The sequence below is a fragment of the Pricia sp. genome (genome assembly GCF_041745955.1).
Lineage (GTDB): Bacteria > Bacteroidota > Bacteroidia > Flavobacteriales > Flavobacteriaceae > Pricia.
Window position 1 is genome coordinate 1 of the sequence record NZ_JBGTHY010000465.1, and the last position, 1,740, is coordinate 1,740.

At 45.0% G+C, this 1,740-nt stretch carries 2 protein-coding genes; both read right to left on the minus strand.

The window, feature by feature from the left end; all coding sequences use genetic code 11:
* The coding region (locus ACEW8S_RS16400; RefSeq protein ID WP_373519197.1) for an enolase C-terminal domain-like protein at positions 1-668 on the minus strand (668 nt) is incomplete at its 3' end.
* Between the two features lie 109 nt (positions 669-777).
* A complete protein-coding gene (locus ACEW8S_RS16405; RefSeq protein WP_373519198.1) occupies positions 778-1,509 on the minus strand; it encodes a head GIN domain-containing protein in 732 nt (243 codons plus the stop codon).
* Positions 1,510-1,740 lie beyond the last annotated feature (231 nt).

Below are 1,740 nucleotides of genomic sequence, written 5' to 3' on the forward strand. Positions count from 1 at the left end.
AGTACACTTTTGTGCATTACTTTTTCCATGCCTGCCCAATCATCGGCCTTTAGAGGCTGCTCCAAGAACTCGACGCCTAAATCTTTTAGCAAAGGGGCATTTTCGATGGTCTCTTCGGCGGTCCAGGCACAGTTGGCATCGATCCGAAACACGGCGTTGGTATGTTTGCGGAGTTCCCTCACAATGGCCACGTCATCTTCCGTACCCAATTTTATTTTATAGATGGGCCAAGGGGTTTCCTGCATCTTTGCGAGCATTTTTTCTATGGATGCGATACCAATGGTATAATTTGTAATGGGATAACGGTCAAGATTCGTTCCCCAAATTTCATACAGTGGTTTACCCAACAATTTCCCATAGAGATCATGGGCCGCCAAATCCAGGGCGCAAAGGGCAAAATTGGATAGCTTTTTCTGCGAAAGAAATTGATGGAAGGCTTCCGGTTTTTCGAACGGAAAGTTTTCGATTTCGCTACGCACCGCCTCAATTTCATCAGTAAGGCTTTCCATCGTAATTTTATAATAGGGATTGGAAGTGGTTTCACCGTATCCGCACTTCCCATCCAAAGAAAGCGATACGATCAAAGTATCCTGAAAATCATACGATTCACGGGAAATACTAAAGGTATGTTTTAGGGGAAGGGTGTAATTTTTGAGCTTTAGCTGCATAAAATGGTTTTTGCGAAGATAGCAAAAGACCTGTCAGGTTTCAAAAACCTAGCAGGTCTATTTGGGAAGCCTTTTGTTCATAATCCCGCTTGATTATCGAATCAAAAGGTCAATATTGATGGACACTTCCGGAAACCGATTTCTTGTTCTGCACTTTCGGATTCCCCGAATACCCAATATTTCCTCCGCTGCTCGCATCGGCGGTCAGCGCTTCGGATACTTGAATCTTAAGGTTGCCGCCGCTGCTGGCGTCTGCGTTGCAACTTTTGGTCTGTAGGTCTTTGGCGTTGATATTGCCACCGCGGCTGACAGCTACTTGGGCATGGTCTGCATTACCTGAAATACTCAGGTTTGCCCCACTACTGGCATCGATTTCAAGGTCGTTGACCGCCAGTTCCAGTTGAATCAGTGCCCCGCTGCTACCGTCTACTTCAAACTTATCGCCTTTTACAATACTTTCACTTCGCAATTGCGATCCGCTCGAGCTTTTTAAAGTGGTTATCTCGGGCAAGGAAACGTGTATTTTCTTGGTCGCGTTACCGATATTCTCACGGGCGTGAACGCGTAGCTTCCCGTTTTCGATGTCCGTAGCGATCAGATCGATGACGTTATCGTCGGCCTCGACCTCGATGTTGAAATCATCGGCTTGGGTCACATAGACCATCAGGCCTTCCGAAGCGGAGACCTCGGTAAATTCCTCGGTAATTTCACGGTTTTCGGTTACTACTTTGCCGTTTCCTTTTTTGCCGGTAATGAAGTCCCCAAGGTTGATGTCGAATCCGCAGGATGATAAAAATAGGGCTACCAATGCGGCTACTGCAATACGTACTAATGTTGTCATGATTGTTGTTTTTGTGCTGCCCCGAAATTTCGGGAGTTTCAGTATCTATCGAAGTTTGGGCAGCTTTGATTAATGATTGTTTTTTAATTGATGTAAAGGTGTTTATAATGATTGTTCTTTGATAGTATTTAATGCACAATTGTTGAAATTTGATGCTGAAGCGTTTTCCTGGGCCTTTTGGTTGACGCCGTCTTGGTCTATTTTAAGTTTGAACGACTCTCCGTTCTCTTG

What these genes read in the sequence shown, in the direction of transcription:
- ACEW8S_RS16405 (WP_373519198.1), bottom strand. Translation starts at nt 1,509, where the DNA reads ATGACAACATTAGTACGTATTGCAGTAGCCGCATTGGTAGCCCTATTT.